Source organism: Mesorhizobium loti R88b, assembly GCF_013170845.1.
GTDB classification, from domain to species: Bacteria; Pseudomonadota; Alphaproteobacteria; order Rhizobiales; family Rhizobiaceae; genus Mesorhizobium; species Mesorhizobium loti_B.
Genome location: NZ_CP033367.1, coordinates 797,800 through 814,273, shown reverse-complemented (window position 1 = coordinate 814,273; position 16,474 = coordinate 797,800). Strand labels below are relative to the sequence as shown.

The 16,474-nt window shown below is 64.4% G+C and carries 16 protein-coding genes; 8 read left to right on the top strand and 8 right to left on the bottom strand.

Features of this window, described 5'->3' with window-relative positions; genetic code table 11:
• Positions 1 to 24: 24 nt before the first annotated feature.
• From EB235_RS03855 to EB235_RS03830, 6 genes are all read left to right on the top strand, one after another.
• Positions 25 to 795: an IclR family transcriptional regulator gene (locus EB235_RS03855; protein WP_027032271.1), complete on the top strand. Its 771-nt coding sequence runs from the start codon at positions 25 to 27 to the stop codon at positions 793 to 795.
• The gene (locus tag EB235_RS03850) at positions 795 to 2,075 is read left to right on the top strand and encodes a Tm-1-like ATP-binding domain-containing protein (RefSeq protein WP_027032272.1); all 1,281 of its coding nucleotides are present in this window, start codon (positions 795 to 797) and stop codon (positions 2,073 to 2,075) included. The genes EB235_RS03855 and EB235_RS03850 overlap by 1 nt, the downstream gene beginning before the upstream one ends.
• A complete protein-coding gene (locus tag EB235_RS03845) occupies positions 2,072 to 2,740 on the top strand; it encodes an HAD family hydrolase (RefSeq protein ID WP_027032273.1) in 669 nt (222 codons plus the stop codon). The genes EB235_RS03850 and EB235_RS03845 overlap by 4 nt, the downstream gene beginning before the upstream one ends.
• A 76-nt stretch (positions 2,741 to 2,816) precedes the next feature.
• Positions 2,817 to 4,112 carry an aminotransferase class III-fold pyridoxal phosphate-dependent enzyme gene (locus EB235_RS03840; protein ID WP_432431180.1) on the top strand — a complete coding sequence of 432 codons (1,296 nt, stop codon included), beginning with the start codon at positions 2,817 to 2,819 and terminating at the stop codon, positions 4,110 to 4,112.
• Positions 4,113 to 4,170: 58 nt separating this feature from the next.
• Positions 4,171 to 5,457 carry an aminotransferase class III-fold pyridoxal phosphate-dependent enzyme gene (locus EB235_RS03835; RefSeq protein ID WP_032925735.1) on the top strand — a complete coding sequence of 429 codons (1,287 nt, stop codon included), beginning with the start codon at positions 4,171 to 4,173 and terminating at the stop codon, positions 5,455 to 5,457.
• Positions 5,454 to 6,476, top strand: a complete 1,023-nt coding sequence (locus EB235_RS03830; RefSeq protein ID WP_027032276.1) for a phosphotransferase enzyme family protein — start codon at positions 5,454 to 5,456, stop codon at positions 6,474 to 6,476. Before EB235_RS03835 ends, EB235_RS03830 begins: the two co-directional genes overlap by 4 nt.
• Positions 6,477 to 6,494: 18 nt before the next feature.
• Here the strand turns inward: EB235_RS03830 and hpaH are convergent, their stop codons facing one another.
• From hpaH to EB235_RS03805, 5 genes are read right to left on the bottom strand one after another with little or no spacing between them, the layout of a single operon-like run.
• The gene (hpaH, locus tag EB235_RS03825; protein WP_027032277.1) at positions 6,495 to 7,301 is read right to left on the bottom strand and encodes a 2-oxo-hept-4-ene-1,7-dioate hydratase; all 807 of its coding nucleotides are present in this window, start codon (positions 7,299 to 7,301) and stop codon (positions 6,495 to 6,497) included.
• Positions 7,298 to 8,173: a fumarylacetoacetate hydrolase family protein gene (locus EB235_RS03820; protein ID WP_027032278.1), complete on the bottom strand. Its 876-nt coding sequence runs from the start codon at positions 8,171 to 8,173 to the stop codon at positions 7,298 to 7,300. The genes hpaH and EB235_RS03820 overlap by 4 nt, the downstream gene beginning before the upstream one ends.
• A 25-nt stretch (positions 8,174 to 8,198) precedes the next feature.
• Positions 8,199 to 9,179 (bottom strand): 3,4-dihydroxyphenylacetate 2,3-dioxygenase, encoded by a 981-nt coding sequence (hpaD, locus tag EB235_RS03815; protein ID WP_027032279.1) that lies wholly within the window; start codon positions 9,177 to 9,179, stop codon positions 8,199 to 8,201.
• A gap of 15 nt (positions 9,180 to 9,194) precedes the next feature.
• A complete protein-coding gene (hpaE, locus tag EB235_RS03810; RefSeq protein ID WP_027032280.1) occupies positions 9,195 to 10,712 on the bottom strand; it encodes a 5-carboxymethyl-2-hydroxymuconate semialdehyde dehydrogenase in 1,518 nt (505 codons plus the stop codon).
• A gap of 12 nt (positions 10,713 to 10,724) precedes the next feature.
• Positions 10,725 to 11,111: a 5-carboxymethyl-2-hydroxymuconate Delta-isomerase gene (locus EB235_RS03805; protein ID WP_027032281.1), complete on the bottom strand. Its 387-nt coding sequence runs from the start codon at positions 11,109 to 11,111 to the stop codon at positions 10,725 to 10,727.
• Positions 11,112 to 11,325: 214 nt separating this feature from the next.
• On the opposite strand from EB235_RS03805, the gene hpaR reads away from it, so the two are divergent.
• Positions 11,326 to 11,721 (top strand): homoprotocatechuate degradation operon regulator HpaR, encoded by a 396-nt coding sequence (gene hpaR / locus EB235_RS03800; protein ID WP_245268869.1) that lies wholly within the window; start codon positions 11,326 to 11,328, stop codon positions 11,719 to 11,721.
• A gap of 3 nt (positions 11,722 to 11,724) precedes the next feature.
• On the opposite strand, the gene EB235_RS03795 is transcribed toward hpaR, so the two are convergent.
• Positions 11,725 to 12,234: a flavin reductase gene (locus EB235_RS03795; protein WP_027032283.1), complete on the bottom strand. Its 510-nt coding sequence runs from the start codon at positions 12,232 to 12,234 to the stop codon at positions 11,725 to 11,727.
• A gap of 6 nt (positions 12,235 to 12,240) precedes the next feature.
• Positions 12,241 to 13,785 carry a 4-hydroxyphenylacetate 3-hydroxylase N-terminal domain-containing protein gene (locus EB235_RS03790; protein WP_027032284.1) on the bottom strand — a complete coding sequence of 515 codons (1,545 nt, stop codon included), beginning with the start codon at positions 13,783 to 13,785 and terminating at the stop codon, positions 12,241 to 12,243.
• A gap of 93 nt (positions 13,786 to 13,878) precedes the next feature.
• On the opposite strand from EB235_RS03790, the gene EB235_RS03785 reads away from it, so the two are divergent.
• The gene (locus EB235_RS03785) at positions 13,879 to 14,748 is read left to right on the top strand and encodes a helix-turn-helix domain-containing protein (protein WP_027032285.1); all 870 of its coding nucleotides are present in this window, start codon (positions 13,879 to 13,881) and stop codon (positions 14,746 to 14,748) included.
• A 43-nt stretch (positions 14,749 to 14,791) separates the two neighbouring features.
• Here the strand turns inward: EB235_RS03785 and EB235_RS03780 are convergent, their stop codons facing one another.
• Positions 14,792 to 16,195 (bottom strand): RtcB family protein, encoded by a 1,404-nt coding sequence (locus EB235_RS03780; RefSeq protein ID WP_027032286.1) that lies wholly within the window; start codon positions 16,193 to 16,195, stop codon positions 14,792 to 14,794.
• Between the last annotated feature and the right edge of the window lie 279 nt (positions 16,196 to 16,474).

Here is a 16,474-nt window from a genome sequence, read left to right as displayed (position 1 = left end):
GATTACCCAATCCGGGAGGATGCGGTGGGTACGGTCGGCAAGGCGATTTCACTTCTGGAGCTGTTCAGCGTGGCCGAGCCCGAGCTCGGGCTGACCGAGCTGGCGCGCCGGTCGGGCTTCGACAAGGCGACGACGCGCCGGCTGCTGGTGGCCCTGACCGGCCACGGCTTCGTCGAACAAGACGCCGGCACGCGGCATTATCGGCTCGGCGCCGGCCTGTCACGGCTGGCCCGCATCCGCGAGGCGCGCTTTCCCTTCCTGCAGACCGCGGTGCCGCTGGTGCGGGATCTGGCAAGTGCCACGGCCGAGACCGTGCATCTGTCGGAATTCGGCATCGACAGGCTGGTCACCGTCCATGTCGAGCATCCCAGCTGGGCAAACCGGGTCAACATCGACATCGGCCAGCTTCTGCCCCTGCATTCGACCGCGTCGGGCATCGCCTATCTGGCTTTCGCCAGGGATGAGGCCGTCAAGGCATGTCTGACGGGTCCGCTCGAAGCCTTCACGGCGCATACGTTGATCGAGCCGGCCGCCATCTCCCGCTCCATGGCCGACGCGCGCGAGCGCGGCTATTCGATCTGCGATCAGGGACTGGAGGAAGGCGTCATCAGTGTCGCGTCGGCAATCCTGGCGGCGGACGGGTTTGCGCTCGGCACCATCGCCGTGGCGGCGCCCAAGGCCAGGACGACGGCGGCGGATATCGTAGAACGAGGACTTGCGGTGATGGACGCGGCACGGGAGATTTCGATGCGCCTCAATGGCGACAATTTGCAAACCCTGAGGAGGCAGGCCTGATGTCTGCACAGATTGCGCCCCGCATCCTGGTCATCGGCACCGGCGACACCAAGGCCGACGAGCTGCTGTTCATGAAAGCGTGCATCGAGGCATCGGGCGGCAGCGCCGTGATGATGGATGTCAGCGTTCTCGGCAATCCGCCCTACAGTCCCGATCACGACAAGCATGCCGTCGCCCGAGCGGTTGACGTGACCATCGAGGAGATTGTCGCCAGCGGTGACGAGAACACCGCCATGACGCTGATGGCGGGCGGCGCCGTGCAATTGGTGCGCAAGCTGCACGGGAATGGCGAGATCGACGCCTTCATCGCCATAGGTGGTTCGATGGGAACCGACCTGGCGCTCGACGTGGCGCTTTCGCTGCCGCTCGGCGTGCCGAAATTCGTCGTCTCCACCATCGCTTATTCGCACCTCATCCCGCCGGAGCGCGTCGCGCCCGACCTGATGATGATCCTCTGGGCCGGCGGCCTCTACGGCCTCAACTCGATCTGCAAGCTGGTCCTGTCGCAGGCCTGCGGCGCGGTGGTCGGCGCGGCGAAAATCGTGCTGGAGACCCGCGTGTCGGCGCTGGCGGTCGGCCCGACCATAGGCATGACGTCGCTCGGGAGTAGCTGCCTGCGTTATATGAAGACGCTGAAGCCGGCGCTGGAGCGGCGCGGCTATGATGTCGCCGTCTTCCACACCACCGGCATGGGCGGCCGCGCCTTCGAATCGATCGCCGGCCAGGATCATTTCTGCGCCGTGTTCGATTTCAGCCTGCAGGAAATCACCAACCATCTGGCCGGCTCCGTCGTCAGTTCGGGCGCCGACCGGCTGGAGAATGCCGGCGCGCGTGGCATTCCGCAGATCGCCGCACCCGGCGCGGTCGATATGGTCGACCTGCCGACTTGGCAAGATTTGCCGGCTAAATTCTCCGAACGCCCTTTTCATGCCCATAACAGGCTGATCGCCCCGGTCACCGTCGATGCCGATGACCGCCGCCAGGTTGCCAGGACCATCGCGGCCAAGCTCGGCGCCTCGAAGGCGCGCTCGGCCTTCATCCTGCCATCGGGCGGCATCCAGGAATGGGACGTTGAGGGCGAGCCGCTCTACGAGCCGGAGGCGCTTGCCGCCTTCGTCGATGAAATGCGCAAGGCCATTCCAGCCGGCGTCGAGTTCCACGAGATCGACTCCCACATCAACAGTGACGACTTCGTCGCCAAGGCGCTGGAAATCTTCGACCGCTGGGTCGAGGAAGGCATCATCCCGCGCGGCATGCCGGCCAAGGGAGTGGCGGCGTGAGTGCTGTCCCGGCCCAGGCGCTGGTTCTCGATTTCGGCGGCGTCGTCACAAGAACGCTGTTCGAGACCCACGCCCTGACCGAACAGGCGCTTGGCTTGAAGCCCGGCACGCTGCAATGGCGCGGGCCGTTCGATCCGGACAGTGACCCGCTGTGGCGCTCGATGCAGGCCGACGAAATCAGCGAACGCGACTATTGGCGCACCCGCACAAGCGAGGTCGGCCGGCTCGTTGGCGAGGACTGGCAGGCGATGGAAACGTTTGTCCAACGCGCACGCGGTGCCGAACCGGAAAAGGTGGTGCGGCCGGAAGCCGACCCCGCCATCCGCGCCGTCCATGCCGCGGGGTTTCGCCTGGCGATCCTGTCCAACGAGCTCGACCTGTTCTACGGCGCCGATTTCCGCCAGCGATTGCCGCTGCTCGGCCTGTTCGACACGATCGTCGATGCCACCCATACCGGCATCCTCAAGCCCGACCCGCGCGCCTATGGTTTCGTCACCGAGGCGCTCGGCCTGCCGGCTGACACCTGCGTGTTCGTCGACGACCAGCAGCGCAATATCGATGGCGCCCGTGCCGCCGGCATGCGCACGGTGCATTTCGACGTTGCCCGGCCGGCACTTTCCTATGCCGAGGCACTCGGCCATTTCGACCTCATCCCAGCTGCCTGAGACCCATTTGCGGAGCCTTTTTATGCGCGACATCAATTTCCTCACAGAAGAGAACGCCAAGCCGATCTGGCACCCGATGGCGCATCCGGCGGAGATGCGGGCCAACCCGCCCAAGGTGATCATGAAGGGCGAGGGCGTGATGGTCACCGACATCGCCGGCAACACCGTGCTCGACGCCGTCGGCGGCCTGTGGAACGTCAATCTCGGCTACAGCTGCGACCCGATCAAGAAGGCCATCGCCGACCAGCTCGGCGCCCTGCCTTACTATTCCGGTTTTCGCGGCACCTCGACGGGACCGTCGATCGAGCTCGCCTACGAACTCGCTGAATGGTTCGCGCCGGAAGGCATGGTGCGGACCTTCTTCACATCTGGCGGTTCGGATTCGGTCGAGACGGCACTGCGGCTCGCCCGCCAATACTGGAAGATCCGCGGCCAGGGCGACCGCACAAAATTCCTTGCCTTGAAGAAGGGCTATCACGGCACCCATTTCGGCGGCGCCTCGGTCAACGGCAACGCCAATTTCCGCCGCAACTACGAGCCGCTGCTGCCCGGCGTCTTCCACATTCCGGCACCCTGGACCTTCCGCAACCCGTTCGACGAGACCGATCCGGCGCGACTGGCGAAGCTCTGCGCCAAGGCGCTGGAGGACGAGATCGCCTTCCAGGGCGGCGACACCATCGCGGCTTTCATCATGGAGCCGGTGCTCGGCGCCGGCGGCGTCATCGTTCCGCATGAAAGCTTCATGCCGCTGGTGCGCGAGATCTGCGACCGCCACGAAATCCTGCTGATCGCCGACGAGGTGGTGACTGGTTTCGGCCGCACCGGCGCCTGGTCGGGCTCGCGGCTGTCCGGCGTGAAGCCGGATTTCATGACCATCGCCAAGGCGATCACATCAGGCTATTTCCCACTCGGCGCCACACTGATCGGCGCCAAGGTCGCCGATGTCTTCGAGTCCGACAAGACCAGCTTCGGCACAATCGGCCATGGCTATACCTATTCCGGCCACCCGGTCGGCTGCGCGGCCGGGCTGGCTGCGCTCGCCGAAACCAAGCGGCTTCGCTTGAATGAAAACGCCGCCGCGCGCGGCGTCGAACTGGGGGCGGTGCTGGAAGGGCTGAAGGCCAAGCACGCGATCGTCGGCGACGTCAGGTACAAGGGCCTGATGGCGGCGGTCGAACTCGTTTCCGATCGCGCGACGAAAAAACCCGCCGACAAGAAGACCATGGCCGTGATCTCGGAGGCTGCCTACGAAGCCGGCGTCATGCTGCGCGTGTCCGGCAACAACATCATCCTCTCGCCCCCGCTGATCATCAGCGCCGCCGACGTCGCAAAGATCGGCGAGGCGATAGGCGCCGGCCTGTCGAAGGTCTGATGAGCCGGCAGATACAACGAGATTTTGGGACCAACGGATGACTCAATCGCACAAAGTAATGGCCGAGGAAGTGCTCCTTAGCCGGCGTTCCCGCCTGCTCGGCGCCAAATCGCAATTGTTCTATGACGAACCGGTGCATCTGGTGCGCGGCGAAGGCGTCTGGCTATACGATGCCGACGGCCGCAAATATCTCGACGCCTACAACAATGTCGCCCATGTCGGCCATTGCCATCCGCATGTGGTCGACGCGCTGTGCCGGCAGGCAAGCCTGCTCAACACCCACACGCGCTATCTCCACACCGCCATCCTCGACTATGTCGAGCGGCTGACCGCGACCTTCGATGCCAGCCTGTCGACCGCCATCCTGACCTGCACCGGCAGCGAGGCCAACGACATCGCGCTGCGCATGGCGCAGGCGACTTCAGGCCAGATGGGCATCATCGCCACCGATGCCACCTATCACGGCAACACCACGGCGGTTTCGCAGCTCTCGACGCGTATGCCGCCGGTCGGTGGCCGCGCTCCGTACGTCAGGCTGGTGCCGGCACCCGACAGTTTTCGTCAGCCCGACGCGATGGCCAACGGCAAGGCGTTTGGCAACGCCGTGCGCGAAGCCATCGCTTCGCTGGCGAAGGACGGCATCGGCCTGTCCGGCATGATCCTGTGCCCGCTGCTCGCCAATGAAGGTTTTCCAACGCTTCCTAGCGGCTTCTTCGACGATGCCATATCAGCGGTGCGTGAAGCCGGCGGGCTGGTCATAGCCGACGAAGTGCAACCAGGCTTCGGCCGCACTGGCAGCCATTTCTGGGGCCACCAGCGCGCCGGTTTCGTGCCCGACATCGTCACCATGGGCAAGCCGATGGGCAACGGCCATCCGGTCGCCGCTGTCGTCACCACCACGGAAATCCTGGCGACCTTCCGCAACGCCTTCCGCTATTTCAACACCTTTGGCGGCAATCCGGTTTCCTGCGCCGTGGCCAACGCCGTCCTCGATGTCCTGGAACAGGAAAACCTTGTCACCAACGCGCATGATGTCGGCACCTATGCGCTCGATCTGTTGCGGCCGCTCGCCGATCGCCACGACTGCATCGGCGAGGTCAGGGGCGCGGGCCTGTTCTTCGGCGCCGAGCTGGTCCACGACCGTCAGACGCGTGAGCCCGCGCCCGACATCGCCGGGCGCGTCATCAACGCCATGCGTGACCGTGGCGTACTGATGGGCAAGACCGGCATCCACGGCAACGTGCTGAAGATCCGCCCGCCCATGCCGTTCTCCCGCGACAATGCCGACCTTTTGATCGGCACGTTGGACGAAGTGCTTGGTGAAGTCGGCGGAGTGGCGGCGTGAACGCAGTTTCCGCGCGATCCGAGCCTGAGACGGCGGCAGATGTTACAGAGCTTGCCCGGCAGGCGCTTGCCCATTGGGGCGTCCACGACGGTGAACCGGAGCTGCTGAAATACCGCGAGAATGCCGTCTTCCGCGTCCGTTTACCCGACGGCCGGCCGGCAGCCATGCGCATCCACCGGCTTGGCTATCACACGGATGCCGCGCTGCGCTCGGAACTGCAATGGATGGATTTTTTGCAATCCGCTGGTGTCGCCACGCCGTCCCCGGTGCCGACACAGTCCGGCGATCCGTTCGTGCTTGTCAGAACGGCTGCCTCAATGCAGCCCCGCCAGGCCGATTGTCTGAGCTGGCTTGAAGGCAGGGCCGTCGGCGCGCGGGGCGTGCCGCTGGCCTACACGGCTGAACAGTCAAAACAGATCTTCACGGCGATCGGGCGGGCCATCGCGCACATGCACAATGTCAGCGTCGCCTGGACGCCGCCCGCTGGCTTTGCCCGTCATGCCTGGGATTTCGACGGCTTCTTCGGCGCTAACCCGACCTGGGGCCGCTTCGAGACCTCGCCGTTTCTCGACGGTTCGCGCCGCGAGCTTGTTCTCCAGGCCCGGGACAAGGCCGTGAAGGTGCTGTCGGCGTATGAACGCAGCACCCGCAATTTCGGCATTATCCATGCCGATCTGGTGCGCGAGAACGTGCTCATCCATGACGGCGCGGTGCGCATCATCGACTTCGACGATTGCGGCCATGGCTGGCACATGTACGACCTTGCCGTTGCCCTGTATCAGAACCGCGACGAGGCGATCTATCCGCTGATCGAGGCGGCGCTGCTCGATGGCTATCGGCAGCAGCGCGCGCTGACGGCGCAGGATGTCGCTGCGTTGCCCCTGTTCGCGGCGCTGCGGGCCTTCGCTTTCCTCGGTTGGGTGCAGAGCCGCGTCGAAGGTGACATCACCAGGGAGGTTGGCCTGCGCATGTCTGATATCGCAGCCGACGTGGTGATTGACTACCTGCGCGGCGAATAAGGGCCGGCGATAGCGCCGTCAGCCCTTTGCGAAATGAATGCTGACCGTGCCCGAGCTGCCGAAATCAGCGACGATCGTGTCGCCGGGCCGTGCCTCGACCGGTCGCACGAAGGAGCCCGACAGCACCACTTCGCCGGCCGCGATCGATAGGCCGTAGCGGGCGAGCCGGTCGGCCAGCCAGGCGATGCCCATGGCCGGGTGGTTGAGCACCCCGGCGCCAAGGCCGGTCTCTTCGACCTCGGCATTGCGCGAGACGATGGCGCCGATCCAGCGCATGTCGGCTTCATCGGGCCGCTGCGGCCGACCGCCGATGACGATGCCGGCATTGGCGGCATTGTCGGAAATCGTGTCGAAGAAGCTGCGCACCTTCTTGGTCTCGGCATTGACGCGCTCGATGCGCGTGTCGAGGATTTCCAGCGCCGGGGTGATGTAGTCGGTGGCGTTGAGCACGTCGAAAATCGTCACGCCGGGACCCTTCAGCGGCGCCTTCATAACGAAGGCGATCTCGGCCTCGACGCGCGGCTGGATGAAGCGGCCGGCGGGGATCGTCGCGCCGTCGTTGAAGAACATGTCGTCGAACAGCACGCCGGAATCCGGCGTGTCGATGGCGAGCGCATATTGCATCGCCTTCGAGGTCAGGCCGATCTTCCAGCCCTTCGGCTTCAGCCCGGCATCGATCTTGCGCGCCACCAGCGCCGCCTGCACGCGGTAGGCGTCTTCCATCGTCGCTTGCGGGTAGTCGAGGCTGAGCAGCCGGATCTGGCGGCGCGAACGTTCGGCTTCGAACAGCCGTGCTGCGGCGTCTTCCACTTGCTCCGGGGTCATGCTGCAGCCTCGTCGACGACACCGTTTCGGAGCACACCAATGCCGTCGGCCTCGACCTCGATCACATCGCCCGGTTTCAGCCAGACCGGCGGGTCGAAGCGGGCGCCGGCGCCGGTCGGTGTACCGGTGACGATGATGTCGCCGGGCACCAGCGTGGTGAAGGTCGAGACATAGTTGATGATCTTGCGGAAGGAAAAGATCATCCGGCTGGTGCGGTCCTGTTGGCGGATCTCGCCATTGACGCGCGTGGTCAGAGCAATGTCGGCGATCTGCGCCTCGCTGGTGTATGGCACCAGCCATGGGCCGATCGAACCGGTGCGGTCGAAATTCTTGCCTTGCGTGACGTTGAACTTGGCGTGCCGCACCCAGTCGCGGATGGTGCCTTCGTTGCAGAGCGACAGTGCGGCTATGTGGCCGAGCGCATCGGCTTCGGCGATGCGCCGTCCGCCTTTACCGATAACGATGACGATCTCGCCCTCGTAGTCGAGCTGCGGCGATTCGGGTGGCCGCACCAGCGGCGCGCCGTGGCCGACGAAGGAGCGGGGAAAGCGGATGAACAGCGACGGGTTGGCAGGCGCCGCCTGGCCGTCCTTGTACTCCTCGTTGCGGTCGGGATAGTTGACGCCGACACAGATGATCTTTTCCGGCGACGGGATCGGGATGTCGTAGGCGATGGCGTCGAGCGGGAAATCGACGGCAAAGGCCTCGGCCTCTTCCGCCAGCCGCCGCAAGGCGCCGGCCTCGATCACCTCGCGCAGGGTCGGCCACTGGCTGTGGCGGGCCGACAGGTCGATGATGCCCTTGTCGGTGACCGCGCCGTAGCGCGTCTTGCCGCCGGCGGTGAAGGTGGCTAGCCGCCCATGTGCAGTCATCCGCATCTCCTCGTAGGGGCTATCATCACGGCGCAATGATCGGCGACGCCGTCAAATCCGGCTGCCGCGCTGCTGCGCCGGCAAAGCTGCTGCCTTCCTCGAACCAGCTTTTCGGCGCCGGCGCGCCCCACAGCGTCTGGCGCTGCGGGTCCTTGAGGTCCCATTTGATCGGCTCGAGATCGGGATCGACCGTCTGGTAGTCCGAACAATAGATCTCGATGCGATGGTTGTCGGGATCTCTGATATAAAGGAAGAAGGCGTTGGAAATGCCGTGCCGCCCGGGACCGCGTTCGATGTTCGGCAGGTAGCCGGTCGTGGCCATCAAATCGAGCAGGTCGATGATGTTGAGCGGCGTCGGCACCCAGAAGGCGACATGGTGCAGGCGCGGCCCGACACCGTTGGTGAAGGCGATATCGTGGACGCCGCCCTTGCGGTGCGTCCAGGCCGCCCACAGCTTCCCGCTCGAGGCATCCTCGGTGTATTCGGTGACCCGAAAACCGAGCTCGTTATAGAAGGCGACGGACTCGTCGACATTGGGCGAGAAGCAGTTGAAATGGTCGATGCGCAACGGCTTCACGCCCTTGTAGAGCGCGTATCTCTGGTGGATCGGCGGCAGCCGCGTCATCTCGGCATAGAATTCGAGCGGAATGCCGTGCGGGTCCCGCGTGCGGAAGGTGCGCGACTGGTAGGGCCGCTCCACCCATTCCACCGGCAGGCCTTTGGCCCTGAAGAAATGCTCGGCCTTGTCCAAATCCTCGTCCGAAAAGACCTTGAAACCGAGGTCGCGCGCTTCCGGCATCGTTGCCTTCTTCAGCACGATGCAGTGATGGCCACGCTCCTCCATGGCTCTGAGGTAGATGGCGCCTGAGGTCTCGTCGGTGACCTGCAGGCCGAGCGTGTCGACATAGAAGGCGCGCGACTTGGCAAGGTCGGTCACCGCCAGCTCGACATGGCTGAGCCGCACGATGTTGAAGGCGGGATAGAGGTTGGGTTTGGGCAAGGGCATTCTGATCTCCTCCCGTCAGCCGCCGAGTTTCTGGATCGCGTGCGCTGAAGTGGCGAAGGCGACATTCTTGGTCTCCATGTAGAAATCGAAGGAATGGTCGCCGCCGTCGCGGCCGATGCCGGAATTCTTGACACCGCCGAACGGCGTCGGCAGATGGCGCACATTCTCGGAATTGACCCAGATCATGCCCGCCTCCAGCGCATCGGTGAAGCGGAAGGCGCGGGTCACATCAGAGGTCCAGAGATAGCCGGTCAGGCCGTATTGCGTGTCGTTGGCGAGCGCCAGCGCTTCCGCCTCGTCCTTGAAGGCAATGGCTGTCAAAACCGGCCCGAAAATCTCTTCCTGGGCAATGCGCATCTTGTTGGTGGCGCCGGTAAACAGCGTCGGGCTGACATAACAGCCGCCGCCCGGTCCGGCGAACTTGCCGCCGCCGGCGGCAACCACAGCACCCTCCGATTTGCCGATTTCGATATAGGACAGCACCTTTTCCTCGTGCACCGGATGGATCAGCGGGCCGACCACCGTCTTCGGATCGAGCGGGTGACCGATCTTGATGCGCTTTGCCTTCTCCGCCACCAGATCGGTGAGCCGGTCGTAGACCGAGGCCTCCACCAGCAGGCGCGACGACGAGGTGCAGCGTTCGCCATTGAGCGAGTAGATCATGAACACGGCCGCATCCGCCGCGCGCTCGAGATCGGCATCGGCGAAGACAATCACCGGGTTCTTGCCACCAAGTTCGAAATGCACGCGCTTCAGCGTATCGGCGCCCTGGCGCATGATCATCGAACCGGTGCGGCTTTCACCGACAAAGCCGATCGCCTTGATGTCGGGATGTTCGGTCAGCGCCTTGCCGGCATGTTCTCCGAGCCCGTTGACCAGGTTCCACACACCTTTCGGCAGACCGGCCTCCTCGGCGATCTCGACCAGCAGCCGCGCCGTCAGCGGCGAAAATTCAGCCGGCTTATGAACCACGGTGCAGCCGGCCGCCAGCGCCGGCGCGATCTTCCAGGTCGATAACATGAACGGCGTGTTCCACGGCGTGATGATGCCGACCGGGCCGATCGGCACGCGCGTCGTGATGTTGACCTGGCCTGTCGTGCGCAACGTCTCGCCGTCGCGCGCTTCCGGCGCGCGGTCGGCAAAGAAGCGGAAATTCTCCGCACCGCGCAGCGCCGCCTTGGCCATGAACTTCAGCGCCTGGCCGGTGTCCATGCATTCGACGAAGGCGATCTCCTCGGCGCGCGCCTCGATAGCATCGGCGATTTTGTGCAGCAACTTCTTGCGCGCTTCGCCAGGCATGGCGGCCCAGGCCGGGAATGCCGTCTTAGCCGCCTTGGCGGCGCGGTCGATGTCGGCGGCGCCACCGCGCGCCACCTTGGCCAGCGGCTTGAGATCGACCGGCGACAGCGTCTCGAAGGTCGAGCCGTCGATCGCCGGCACCGCCTCGCCGCCGATCTGGTTGAGCACGCCACCGCGCTTGAAGCGCGCCAGATAGGCCTCGGCCTTCTTCAGATTGCCTTCGAGGTCGGACATGTCAGTCTTCCGTCACTTGCCGCGCAGCCGCGGGTGGATTGCGTTCTTCTTCCAGCTCAGCACCGGGTCGATTTCCCTGATCTCCAGCGACAGGGCGAAATGCGGGGTCTCGAACAAAGTGGCCAGATATTGGCTCACCGCCGCGAACACAGCCTCGCCGGTTCGCTTCTTGTCCTCGGCGCTGCGGCCGGTGCCGATGCGAAACGACATGTCGAGAAAAGCGTTTTCCGGCAGATTGTCGGCAATTGCATAGGCCTCGGCGCGAAAGGCCCGCACCCGCACCGCCCCGGTCTCGAACAGCCCGGTGTCCAGCACGGTGCGCAACACCAGCGCGCACAATTCGCCCATGTCGACCTTGGCATCGAGATTGGCCGAATACTCGATGGAGAAGTGAGGCACGGCGTTTCGTTCCCAGGATCATTGCATTGTTGTAGTTAACGCGTTAATTACATGAGGTGTCGCCGAAGTCAAGTCTTGCATCGGGCTGGCGGCGACGATACGGGATGAAAAGGTCGGGTTTTGGCGTTGTCCATATCGGGTCAAATCCGACGAACAACCGCATTATCGGGGACGCTGCTTCTTGCTGCCTGAAAACACTCGTCGTTCCCTGCCAATGGCGCTGCTTCACGCCCGTGAAGCGGTGATGGCGCGCTTTCGCCCGATGCTGGCCGCGCATGACGTGACCGAACAGCAATGGCGCGTGCTACGCGTGCTGAGCGAGGCCGGCTCGGTCGAGGCGACCGAGCTTGCCGACCGCGCCTCGGTGCTGCCGCCCAGCCTGACCCGCATCATCAAGGCGCTCGAAGGCCGAAAATTCATCACCCGCAACAAGGCCGAAGGCGACGGCCGCCGCGTCGTGCTGACCATCGCCCCGGCCGGTTCCGCCTTGATCGACGCCCTGTCGCCCGAGCGCCGTATCATCTACGACGACATAGAGCAGCGCTTTGGCCACGAGAAGTTGGAGCAACTGCTCGATCTCCTGGAGACGCTGATCGACGGCGAGAGCTGAGACTCACCCGCCAAAACTCCCCAGCCGCGTCGGCTGCGTGTAATTCCGGTCGACATAGAGTAGGGCCGAGCCGCAGCTGCCGTGCCTGACATCGATGACCCGGCCGATCATGACATTGTGCGTGCCGACGATGTGCACGTCCTCGATCTCGCAATCGAAATTGACGATCGCGTCCGACAGCGCCGGCGTGCCCGAGGTCAGTGTCTGCCAGCGCGCCGCCGAATAGCGTGCCTCCATGTCCCGTGTCGCGCCGGCAAACTTTCCCGCCAGGTGCATGTGGTCATGCGTCAGCACGTTGACGCAGAAACGCCGGTTGGCGAGGAACATGGCCGCCTGCGTCGAACGCCCGTTCATGCACACCAGGAGCGTTGGCGGTTCGTCGGAAACGCTGCACATGGCGGTGGCGGTGAAGCCGCCGCGCCCGGCCGGGCCATCCGTGGTGACGATGTTGACCGGCGCGCAGACCCTTGCCATGGCGTCGCGGAAATCGGTCTTCGAAATCTGCGTGGCCATTGGCGTTCACCCAGCCGGCGAAGCAAGTGGATTGAGCCAGGTATCGCCTGTCCAGCCATTCTCGTCATAGTCGGCCATGCAGGTGTCGACGAGCTCCTCCATTGCCTTCAGCCGCCCGCCGCGTTCGGCGCCCTTCAGCACCTGCAGCCGCACCTCTTCCGGCGCGCCGGCATAGTTGAGCTCGTAGAGCGCGTGGCGGCCACCGAACTCGGTGCCGGTCGCGTCCCACAACAGCTTCATGATCTTGATGCGCTCGATATGGCCCATGTCGTTGGAGCCGCGCACATATTGCGCCAGGTACTTGTCGATCTCCGGATTGTTGAAGTCGCGCACCGATGACGGCAGGTAGATCAGCCCCGACGCGATCACCCGCCGCACCGTGTCGATGACGCGCGGATAGGCTTCCGACATGAAGGTGCGGTAGGCGAGTGCGGCTTCCAGATTGGGCAGCACCGCGCCGTTCGCCCACGGGATCGGATTGTAGGCCATGGCGTTGGAAAAGCTCCAGAACATGTGCCTGAGCGCGATGACCTCGCCCAGTGCCGCCTGGTTGCCGCGAAAGGCGTCGCCGCCGGTGGCGCGCAGCGCCTTGGCCAGCAGGCCGGCGAGGAAGTCGAGCTTGACGGCGAAACGCGTGCAGCCCTGGAAACAATAGCCATGCATGAAACCCGACGCCGGGTGGAACGACAGGATTTTCTGCGCGTCGCGCAGCACCAGCACGTCCTCCCAGGGGATGAAGACATTGTCCAGCACCAGGATCGCGTCGTTCTCGTCGAAGCGTGACGACAAGGGATAGTCGAAGGGTGCCGCCACCGTGTTGGCGGTCTGCTCGTAGGAGACGCGGCAGAACATCTTTATCCCCGGCGCGTTCATCGGCACGATGAACATCACCGACAGCGATGGATCCTCGGTGACCGTCGCCGAGCTCTGCGCCAGGAAATTGTAGTGGGTCAGCGCCGAGGACGTCGCCACCACCTTGGCGCCGGAGACATAGATGCCGGCATCGGTTTCCTTGGTGATGTGGACGAAGACGTCCTTCACCTGTTCGGCCGGCTTGTGGCGGTCGATCGGCGGGTTGACGATGGCGTGGTTCATGAACAGAACGGCTTCCTGGGCACGTTTGTGCCAGGCGAGCGCATTGTCCTTGAACGGCCCGTACCAGTCGGCATTGGCGCCCAGCGTGTTCATCAGCGCCGCCTTATAGTCGGGCGTGCGCCCCATCCAGCCATAGGACATCCGCGACCACTCGGCGATCGCCGTCTGCTGCGCCGCCAGTTCGGCGGAGGATTTGGCGACGCGGAAATATTTGTGGGTGTAGCCGCCCGATCCGGTGTCGGTGGCCGAGGTCAGCGTGTCTCGCCGCTTCGGATCATGCAGGGCGTCGTAGAGCCGCGCCAGCGACCGCGCCGAATTGCGCATCGCCGGGTGCGTGGTGACATCGATGATGCGTTCGCCGTTGATATAGACCTCGCGGCCGTCGCGCAGGCTCTCCAGATATTCGGCCCCGGTGAATGGGCGCGCTTTGTCGGCGCGAAAATCTTCTGACCGCATGATGTTCCTCCACTTGCAACGCCGATCCTAGCGCCTGGCCTGAGGATCGGTTATGGACGGAACGGCAAAACCGATTGGACTTTTTCCGGTGCCATGAGCCAGAGTTCCATCCCCGACTTCTTCGTCTATGGTGAGCCGGTTCGCCCGCTCGATGTCGGCTTCCTGCATGTCGAGACAGTGTTGGCACGAGGCAGCATTCATCATGGCCAGGTCGCGGCGCACAAGCATCCGCAGATGGGTCAGATCACCTATTGGACCAGCGGCTCCGGCATCTACCGCATCGAGGACCGCTCCTGGGACTTTTCGGCGCCAGCCGTCAGCTTCGTACCGAGCACCATCGTGCATGGCTTCTCGATCGGACTTGGCACCGACGCCATCGTCGTCTCGGTCGCCGACGATGCGCTCGCCGCGATTGCAGATCATAGCCTGCTGCCGCTGGACAGACCGGTGTTTGCCGACGGCCTGCCGGATCGCGCCGCATGGAAGGGGTTGGCAGCGGTGCTGGAGATGATCGCCGCCGAATACGCCGAGGCGCAGGCCGGCAACGACAAGGTCCTGCCGTCGCTGATCGCCGTCGCGCTCTCTCACATCGCGCGTCTCGCGCCTGCGGCAATTGCCGCCGCACCGTCTTCCGATGCATCGTTGGCCATGGGCTTGCGCCGTCTCGTCGACGCGCATTTCCGCGACAACTGGCCGGTTGATCGCTACGTCGAGACGTTGGCCACGACGCCGCATCTCCTCGACAAGGCCAGCCGCGCGGTGCTGGGCAGCGGCGTCAAACGCGTCGTCAGCGAGCGACGGCTGCTGGAAGCCAAGCGGCTGCTGCTGTTCACCGTGCGCACGGTAGAGGACATCGCCTACGAGATCGGTTTTGATGATCCCGCCTATTTCTCGAGGTTCTTCCGTGAACGGATGGGCGAGGCGCCCGCCGCCTGGCGACGCAAGCAGTTGCGGGGGCACTGATGAAACGATGGATGCAGGCCCTGCGGCCCGCATCCATCTGGGGTCAACGCCCCTGCTGCTGGCGCGCTTCCCGCTTCTTGCGCCAGGGCGCATTGGCTTCCCAGTCGCCGGCCATGATGCAGCCATAGGGCAGCACTTCGTCGACGATCTCCGCCAGGCCGAAATGTTCGATCTGGCGGCGCATCGAGGCCGCGTTCTTGTAGGCGCTCGGCAGCTCCGAAATATCCGTCACGCCGGAGAAGAAGCGGGCATCGATACCCTTCGTCTCCTGCGCGAAGATATCGGCGTCGCTGCGCCCCGCCTGCATGCGCCGGTGCTGGGTGCGCGAAAAATTGCGCCCGGCACCATGCGGCGAGAAGCCAAGCCCGCTTTCGGCATTCTTGCCGCGCACGATCAGCACCGGCTCCGCCATGTTGAGCGGGATCAGCGTCAGATCGGTCGCGTCATCAGCCCAGTTGTCGAAGGCCGGCGTGGCGCCCTTGCCGTGGTAGAACAGCCCGTCCGACCGGCGGAAGACGAAGTTGTGCTCGTTCCAGAACCGGTCCGACACCTTCGCCGACAGCTTTTCGGCCGCGAGATCATGGATGAGCATATGGTTGCCCTTGGTCCATTCGCGGATCGTCTGCAGGGCCTCCCAATAGTCATCGCCTTCCCGCGTGTCGGCGGGAATCCAGGCGTTCTGCGGCAAGGTTTCCGGCGACAGCGTCTTGCGGACGCCCTCGGCGATCTTCATGCCCTTGGTATAGAGCCGCGCGCCCGGCGAGCGCGAGCCATGGTGCGTGACCAGCGCCGTTTCGCCGCTCGACTTCAGCGTGCCGACATAGGCGAAATGGTTGCCGTCGCCCTGCGTGCCGAAATGCTCGATCGCGGCACTGGTCAGGTCGCGCAGCAAGGGATTGGCCTCGAAACGCTCGAAGACCTCCTTGCCCGGCCGGATCTGCTGGCCGCGCGGACGCCCGCCCGGTCCGAAATGGGTGACCCCATGCACGGCATCGAGCAGTGCTGCCGGCGCCACGCCAGGGAAGACCGAGATCGCCATCGAGCAGCAGATGTCGGCCGAATGCATGCCGGGGTGGATACCCTCGGACACCGCGACACCGCCAACCGGAATCGTACCCGACGGGCCGGTCGGGCAGGCATCCGGCATGATGGCGCCGGCACGGATCACCGGCGTGCGCATCAGCTCGACCATGCTGCGGGTGACCGCCTCGACATTGGCCGCCTCGTCAGGCGTCTCGGCCTTGATGTTGATATGCAACGGCATGGAGCCGGGCGCATGCAACGGTATGGCCGGCGCGGGCGCGAACGCACGCGCGGCCTCCAGCGCATCGCTTGGCGATCCGCCGCTCTCCAGCACCGCATTGGCGGCCGCGAGCGCCTTGCCGAACCACTTGCCCTGCGGCATGCCGGCGTCGATCAAATCCTGTCCACTCAAAATCTCGGTCATGTCTTTCACTTTCGGTACACTTCGCATTTTGGACGGACGACAAGAGAATGCGAGACATCTTTTCCGCCACTTCGCGAAGATGCGAAGGAGGGACACGAACCCTCACGCCTTTCGGCACCCGCAAAAGCGGGCTGCGTCTACCTGTAGTCTCGCAGGCATTCGTCCTTCTATTCGGTCTGGCGACAAGGGTCGGCAAGACAATTACTGAGCTACTTTCCATCCGGAGACGGAAGGGATGGCTTGAACACCCGACCTTCCGCGACTTTCGTCGCGGACGCT